This window comes from Fluviicola sp. (assembly GCF_030151805.1).
Classification (GTDB): Bacteria; Bacteroidota; Bacteroidia; order Flavobacteriales_D; family Crocinitomicaceae; genus Fluviicola.
Window position 1 is genome coordinate 1 of record NZ_JASLCN010000036.1, and the last position, 7,283, is coordinate 7,283.

Annotated in this window: 6 protein-coding genes and 1 pseudogene; 5 read left to right on the plus strand and 2 right to left on the minus strand. The window is 41.6% G+C overall.

Going from position 1 to position 7,283, the window contains the following annotated elements; translation table 11 throughout:
- On the plus strand, positions 1-1,109 hold a 1,109-nt coding region (locus Q1V93_RS01340), incomplete at its 5' end, for an OmpA family protein (RefSeq protein ID WP_300660421.1).
- A gap of 87 nt (positions 1,110-1,196) precedes the next feature.
- On the opposite strand, the gene Q1V93_RS01345 is transcribed toward Q1V93_RS01340, so the two are convergent.
- Together Q1V93_RS01345 and Q1V93_RS01350 are read right to left on the minus strand one after the other, a co-directional pair.
- The gene (locus Q1V93_RS01345; RefSeq protein ID WP_300660423.1) at positions 1,197-1,946 is read right to left on the minus strand and encodes a LytTR family DNA-binding domain-containing protein; all 750 of its coding nucleotides are present in this window, start codon (positions 1,944-1,946) and stop codon (positions 1,197-1,199) included.
- Between the two features lie 6 nt (positions 1,947-1,952).
- The gene (locus Q1V93_RS01350) at positions 1,953-3,281 is read right to left on the minus strand and encodes a histidine kinase (protein WP_300660427.1); all 1,329 of its coding nucleotides are present in this window, start codon (positions 3,279-3,281) and stop codon (positions 1,953-1,955) included.
- Positions 3,282-3,452: 171 nt separating this feature from the next.
- Here Q1V93_RS01350 and Q1V93_RS01355 point away from each other — a divergent pair, with 171 nt between their 5' ends.
- The 4 genes and pseudogenes from Q1V93_RS01355 to Q1V93_RS01370 form a co-directional block, all read left to right on the plus strand.
- The gene (locus tag Q1V93_RS01355) at positions 3,453-4,604 is read left to right on the plus strand and encodes a WG repeat-containing protein (protein WP_300660430.1); all 1,152 of its coding nucleotides are present in this window, start codon (positions 3,453-3,455) and stop codon (positions 4,602-4,604) included.
- A gap of 221 nt (positions 4,605-4,825) precedes the next feature.
- On the plus strand, positions 4,826-6,259 hold the full coding sequence (locus tag Q1V93_RS01360) for a hypothetical protein (RefSeq protein WP_300660433.1): 1,434 nt from the start codon (positions 4,826-4,828) through the stop codon (positions 6,257-6,259).
- Between the two features lie 46 nt (positions 6,260-6,305).
- Positions 6,306-6,722, plus strand: coding sequence for a hypothetical protein (locus Q1V93_RS01365; RefSeq protein WP_300660436.1), 417 nt, complete (start codon positions 6,306-6,308; stop codon positions 6,720-6,722).
- A 34-nt stretch (positions 6,723-6,756) separates the two neighbouring features.
- Positions 6,757-7,283 (plus strand): annotated as a pseudogene (locus tag Q1V93_RS01370) (hypothetical protein); the annotation flags it as partial.

Below are 7,283 nucleotides of genomic sequence, written 5' to 3' on the forward strand. Positions count from 1 at the left end.
GTCAATTTGACGATTTTGCATTCACTATGTCAAAGGATTTCAAAACCGGATTTCTTTCTTCCAACCGCGAAGGCGGAAAAGGCGGAGATGATATTTATGCGGTGCAATTGATTCGTCCTTTTGTATTCGGAGTAACGATCAAAGGAACTGCGAAAGATAAGAAGGGCGGAGTTGTACCATTTGCGAAAATAGATTTGAAAGACGACAAAGGAACCGTTCTCGGAACCATCACAGCGGATGAAAACGGAGCGTATGCTTTTGAAGCGGAATACGAGAAAAACTATGCTTTGGGAGGAACAAAAACCGATTATTTCGACGGGAAAAATACAGCAAGTACATTTACGGACGAGCAAGTGGTAATTGCTGACGTGGTGTTGGAAAAAGACCCCGGATTGTCATTATATGTTTTGATCACGGATAAGAAAACCGGCTTGCCTTTAGAAGGAGTACAGGTTTATTTGGTTGACAATATGACCGATAAGTCAAAGAAAATAGTGACGCCCGTTACGGGAGATCTTCGTGAAGCCTTGTTCGGAAAGAAACTCAACGACCGGGGAAGTTACAACCTGATTCTTCAAAAAGAAGGATATTTTTCCAAAACGGTGACGTACAATACGGTCTTTGACAGACCGGGACAATACGATGTTCACGGAGTTCTGGATTTGGGCATGGATCCTGAAGTAAGGGATTTGTCTGAAATGATCCAGATCAACCCGATCAATTTCGATTTGAATAAGTTTACGATTCGTGCAGATGCCGCAAAAGAATTGGATAAGATCGTTGAAGTGATGAACAAATATCCGTATTTGGTCGTGGAATTGGGTTCACATACCGATTGCCGGGCATCCAAGGCGTACAACATGAAATTATCCGACAACCGTGCAAAAGCATCTGCAGAGTATATCAAGAAGCGCATTACCAATCCTGCCCGCATTTACGGAAAAGGATACGGAGAATCCCGTTTGCTCAACAGTTGCGCATGCGAAGGAGCTGTTAAATCCGATTGCCCCGAAGAGGAACATCAGAAAAACAGAAGAACGGAATTCAAAGTCATTTCTACCGGAGATGATAAACTAAAAGTAACAAACACCAGCACCGATAGTTTCTAATAATGACTCTCTTTGAACCAGTGAAAGGGTGAGAAAAGGAAGAGTGTAACTGCGTGAAGCGGTTACGCTTTTCTTTTTTAGGAGTATTTACATGCGTTTCAGTAAACTCATGAACTCTTCTTTCTTGCGTACAGAAAGCGGAACGATCTGCTTGTTTTTCAATACAATTCTGTTTCCGCCATCCGCTTTGATATAATGATCGAAATACGCCATGTTGATCAGGTGCGACTGATGCGTCCGGAAAAAATTGTGAGCAGAAAGAATGTTGTCGTACTCTTTCAGATTGATTGAAACGACTAGCTTGGGTTCATTGATGAAATGAAACGTCGTATAACTCTTATCTGCTTCGCAGTGAATGATATCCTGGATATTTACCGAGTAGATCCGGTCGGAGGTTTTCAGAATCAGTTTCTGCAAATCCTTCGGACGTTCCATATTGGCAAACAAATTCGCCAGTTTGGTATTGAATGTTTCCTGGCTCAGGGAACCTTCTGCTTTTTTCACTGCTTCAGTCAATTCTTCGGCATCCAGAGGTTTCAGTAAGTAATCAATGGCAGAAAAGCGAAAAGCCCTTACGGCATAATCTTCGTACCCGGTAACAAAAATCACCTTGAAAGTAATCGGAGTAATTTTTTGCAGTAAATCAAAACCCGTCCCATCCGGCATATCGACGTCCAGGAATACCAGATCCGGTGCTACTTGTTTGATCAGCTGGATTCCGGAAGCAACCGAATCAGCTTGCCCTACAACTGTAACCGTAGGACAATGTCTTTGGATCAATGCGACGTTTTCTTCGCGGATAGCTTCAATATCATCAATGACAACAGCTCTAAGCATAGCATTCTAATTTTCGTAAATATAAGGGACTTCAAACAGTACTCTGGCTCCGGTAACGCGTTGATTTTCGTCTTTGATATCGTCGGCCTGGAATCTGAAAGTCCTGTTTTTAGCATAATGCGATAAACGTTCCTTGGTGATATCCATCGCCATGGATTTGTGATTTTCAGTTTGTTTTGAGGCCGAGAATCCGGCTCCATTGTCTCTGACTTCAAAAATCAGGCGTTTGTCTTTCAGGTGAAATTTCACCGTAATAAAACCACCTTGTTGTTTTCCTGCCAAACCGTGTTTAATGGCATTTTCCACGAAAGGTTGTGCCAGCATCGGCGGAAGAAAATAAGCATCGGTATCCAGATTATCGGTAGTTGAAATTGAAAAATCAAAGGCGTTGCTGTACAACAATTGCTGGATGGAAAGGTAGTGTTGCAGCATTTCAATTTCTTCCGTCAGCGAAATGTAATTTTCATTCGAGCTTTCGAGTACCTGCCGGGTGAGTTTGGAAAATTTGTTCAGGTATTCCACTGCTTCCTCTTCTTTTTTTCCATGGATCAGGCTTCGCACATTCTGAATCGAATTAAAAATGAAATGCGGATTCATTTGCGAGCGCTTCAGCTTTTGTTCGGTCAACAATTGCTTGTTCTCCATTTTTACTTTGCGGAGATTGAACCAGGTATATCCAAATCCGATCATAACTAGAAGTGCAATGAAACCGACACCGTAAAGAAGGCCTTGAAAACGGAACACGTACAACTCATTCTCTTTGTTTTTCACATCTCTTTGGAGGGAAACAGAATGCTGAACTGATTTGTCGAGTGTGTCTTTTAAATAGTATTTGTATTTGATTGCAGCTTTGATGTCACGAACTTCTTCCCGGATGGTTGTGTCGGGTAAGTGCTGCCCTTTGTCGTATTCAATTTCGGAAATCAACAGGAAAAAAGACTTTTGGAGTGCTTTCAGATTCCATACATTCGCAAGATTTGCGCCATCAGAAGCGTAGATTTCAGCTTTTTCGTAATCCCGTTGGCGGTTATAGATTTTCGCCATCTGGAGATAAGACAGTGCTTTTCCTTTTCGATAGTTGAGCTTGCCTGAAAGGATTACAGCATCCTGCAATTGATCAATACCACTTTTCGCATCATAACGAGCCTTTTTCACGGCAGATTCAATCAATTGATCAACCTGGGTGCTGTCGGTTAACGTTTGCTGGTTCAACTTGTTTTTTAATTGAGCAGCAACCTGATTTTGAGAAAAATATACAGACGGAATGATAAACAGCATTCCTGCCAGGAAGTATTTCAGCAAAGTGCCCATTCTAAATTCCAATTTTGGTATCATGATTCAGGTAGTAAAAATACGGATTTATCACAGTTGCAAGGATGCATCCATGAAACAAAAAACGAATATGCCCCGGCTCCCGACGGATTTAAAATAAACCCCGACTGATATGCATTTTTTTGAGAACAAACCGCTCGTTCTTTTATTTTTGAGGAAATGAAAACCGGACTCATGACAATGGAGAAAAAAATCATCATCCTGCTCTTGCAATTCATGTTGCTTCAAAGCTGCAGTTATGCCAGTCCAACACAAGGAGGATCTAAGCGCAATTCGAAACAGGAACAAAACGTTGACGATCCGCTGGCTGCTTACCAATATGTTAATTCCTTTAATAACGGTTTTGCAAGTGTGAGCATCAATAAGAAAGTTGGATTCATTGATAAAAAAGGACGAAATGTTGTGCCATGCAAGTACAATTTTGCATACGAATTCAGTGAAGGATTTGTAGTCGTTGAACTCAACGGAAATCACGGATTTGTAGATACTACAGGTAAGGAAATTACACCTTTGAAGTATGATTTTGCGAGCAGTTTCCAGAATGGCAGGGCAGCGGTTAAGTTGGATGGGAAATGGGGTTTTGTTGATGAAAAAGGCGCAGAAATTATTCCGGTTATTTATGATCAGGTCAACGATTTTTCGGAGGAAATAACGACTGTAAAGGAAAACAATCAATGGTTCATCATGGATAAAATGAATAACAGGAAACCTGTTCCGCACAACAGTGCAGGAATCTCCGGTTTCCATGACGGACTGGCATCCATTGAACTGGGAGGGAAAAGGGGCTGTATGGATAAGCAGTGTAATATTGTCATCCAGCCAAAATACGATCTCATATTTTTCTTCCGGGATGGCCTGGCGATGGTCGAGTTGAATGATAAGCATGGATTTATCGACCGGAAAGGGCAGGAAGTTGTTCCGCTGTTGTATGACGGCTATCCGCATTTCAGCGACGGCCTGGCGGCTGTCAGTTTAAATGGCAAATACGGTTTTATTGATAAAAACGGAAAAGTGGTTATTCCGCTCAAGTATAACGATGTTTGGAGCTTTTATGACGGGTTGGCGCAAATCCGTGTTAACGGAAAATCGGGGTGTATCAATCACAAAGGTGAAATGGTCATTCCTGCCATTTATGATGAAATCCAGGTTGGTGAAGGAGTACTTGGAGTGATTGCCAGCGGGAAAGGACAATTTCTGGATCTGAAAGGAAAAGTTCTGTTTCCTGAAGTGTATGAAAATTTATACGGATTCAGTGACGGAGCGGCTTTGGTGAAACAAAACGGAATCTGGTTTTTTATCGATAAACAAGGACACCGCTTGTTTTAAAGACCTTCTCCGGAGGAAAAACATAGGAACGCAGATCACTAAATCGTGTTCGGGATATTAAAACGGATATGCCTTAACTTCCCGCGGATTTAAACTAAACCCCGGCTGTTATGCATTTCTCACTTTTCGAATTTTTTAATCCACTATTTTTGAAAAAATGAGGATCAATAAGCCTTCAACGAGTGAGAAGGAATGATGAATCAACTAAAATAAAACAACAAATGAACCAAAATCAGGAACTGAACGACATCTTTGAAATCATAAAAGACCAGCTTGAACCGGGAGTAACTTATCATTCGTACTCGATCAAGGGAAATGGTTTATCGACCAGCGGAAGCGGAGTCTACAAAATTACCGGCGGGAAACGAGACTTTGAAATTCCGGATGTTTTGTCTGATGATCGGGAAAATCGTATGAATCCTATCAATAGACGCATTCGTAAAGCGGAGTTTGATATCACCGTTCAATGCGAACCGGAGCGATTTGTTTATTTTACCTTGTCGCAGGAAGGAGGTTTCAGTTACAGGATTGCAGATACCGAATTGTTGGTCGAGGTGATCAAATTAGAACTAATGGATAATGTTGATGCCGGGTGCCGCAAGGAAATCTTTTCCGAAATCACACCGGATAAAGAAACCGGCTTGCCTGAACCATACAGTCGTCAGATCATTACATACGATAACGGAGATGTGAAAGAATATAGCGGAGCACCGGTTACTGATTTTGCAAAGGCTCTTTTCCACGCACAAGGGGGAAAGATGGAGCAGATTCATGTATTTGCTTCCAAAACAGAAGTGATTATCGAAACAAAACCGCAGATTCCCGGATTGACAGAATTGTACGTTTTTGAAGAAGATTTGACGCTCGATAGCTCGAATTTGGAAGCGATTTACGCTTTTATGGAATCATTCAGTGATGCTAAAATGGCGAAAGCGATAGAAGCACTTCAGGAAAATCCGGACTTTAAAGCCCAGGCCGAAAAACGTTATCTGTCATTCATACAAGCACGCGTGGGTGAGGAAGCAGGTCTGGAATCGTTTGCCAAAGCGTCATTAAAACGGAAAGAAGAAAAGCTGTTTGATGACTGGCACTTTGTGGAAGAAGTCATTTCCTTATCTCGTCTGGATGAGAAAGAATGTCAGACGATTGTCAATTTTGTAGGAAGTTTGGTATTGAGTCATCTGGATCTGGATGCCTTCGAAACGGAAATGAAAGCTGCAGAAGATGAGACGGATCTGCGAAACGGGTATGCTGCTGCTGCTGAAAAAGTAAAAGACGGAATCATCACTGAAGCGAATAATTATCCGGACGGATGGTTTGGAAAACTGAGCTTGATGCTGGCAAATCAGGAGGTGGAAAAGATCTTATTCGAGAAAACACATTTCAAACTTGAAAATAATAAACTCCTGAAAGCATTTGTGTTTTATTGGGGACTCAACAATAGCCAGGAAATCTACCTGGATATTTACCAATCCTACGTAAACGATTTGACAGAATTCTTCTGGTTCTTGCCAACCGTGCCGAAATCATCCTGGGGAGATACAGAATTGGTTCTACCGGAATATACATTGAAATTCCGTCGAAGAGCTGTTTACCGGCTTGGAGATGATGAAAAATGGATCAGAAACAGCCCAACTCCTGCTAGTATCACCTGATCAACGAACAAACTGAAATGTTAAAACAATTTATTCATTACTAAAAATGACCTGGACAAAAATCAATCCCGAAGAACAAGAAACAATCTTCCAGTCGCAAGCCACAGAATACGCGCAAATAGCTGCGGATTTGAAAATAGTAGTCGACAGAATGATTGCGAATAAAGAGGCAGACAATGCTTTTGCTGCACAGCAACTCTTTTTCTTCATCAATGCTACCAATGGTTTTATCCAAATAGTTTGGTGGGACAATGAAGCGTCGAAATCCATTGGCGAGTGGGTTTACGAACTGGAATTAAGAACATTCTGGGAGGGAGAAGACGACGCTTTCAATTTTGATAACGTGTGCAGATTTGCCCTGTTTGATTTCACGGAGGACAATATGTGCCTGGATGATGGAAGTGTTGTGTATGAGGTGTTTATGAAAACGGAGCTGTCTGATATTGAAGAGGTCATTCCTTGATAATGAAAAAAACTAAATCATAAAATCAAATTATATGGGACTATTTAAAAGAAACAAAGAACAGCCTGTTGCAGAACCGAAGAAGAGCGGTGTTCTTCTGGCGATGCCAATGTTCAATAACCACGAAACCTTTGAACTGGATAAGGTAATCGCTTATCTGAAATCCGACTGGGACATTGATGTAAGAAATGTAGACGGAAAAGAAGGAACAGTTACTTTTTCAGCAGAAGGTGAATTACTTGCCCTTTCAACCATGCCGGTACAAATTCCGTGGGGCGATATTCAGGGAACAGCGCAATATGCTTACAATTGGCAGACAGCCGAAGAAGATTTGAAGGATCATAATTCACACATGATTGTGACCATGTTGTCGAGCAATAACAGCAGCGTATTGCGTTTTGGAACATTGACCAAAGTCCTGACTGCTATTCTTGCCACATCCGATTGTATCGGAGTTTACCAGGGTTCTCAGTCCTTGTTGACACCGAAAGACCAATACCTTGACAGTGCGGAAGCATTAAAATCCGGACAGATTCCACTTCATCTTTGGGTTTACGTCGG

Excerpts from the sequence above, each read along its gene's own strand:
- Q1V93_RS01345 (WP_300660423.1), bottom strand. The coding sequence starts at position 1,946 with ATGCTTAGAGCTGTTGTCATTGATGATATTGAAGCTATCCGCGAAGAA.
- Q1V93_RS01350 (WP_300660427.1), bottom strand. The coding sequence starts at position 3,281 with ATGATACCAAAATTGGAATTTAGAATGGGCACTTTGCTGAAATACTTC.
- Q1V93_RS01355 (WP_300660430.1), top strand. The coding sequence starts at position 3,453 with ATGACAATGGAGAAAAAAATCATCATCCTGCTCTTGCAATTCATGTTG.
- Q1V93_RS01360 (WP_300660433.1), top strand. The coding sequence starts at position 4,826 with ATGAACCAAAATCAGGAACTGAACGACATCTTTGAAATCATAAAAGAC.
- Q1V93_RS01365 (WP_300660436.1), top strand. The coding sequence starts at position 6,306 with ATGACCTGGACAAAAATCAATCCCGAAGAACAAGAAACAATCTTCCAG.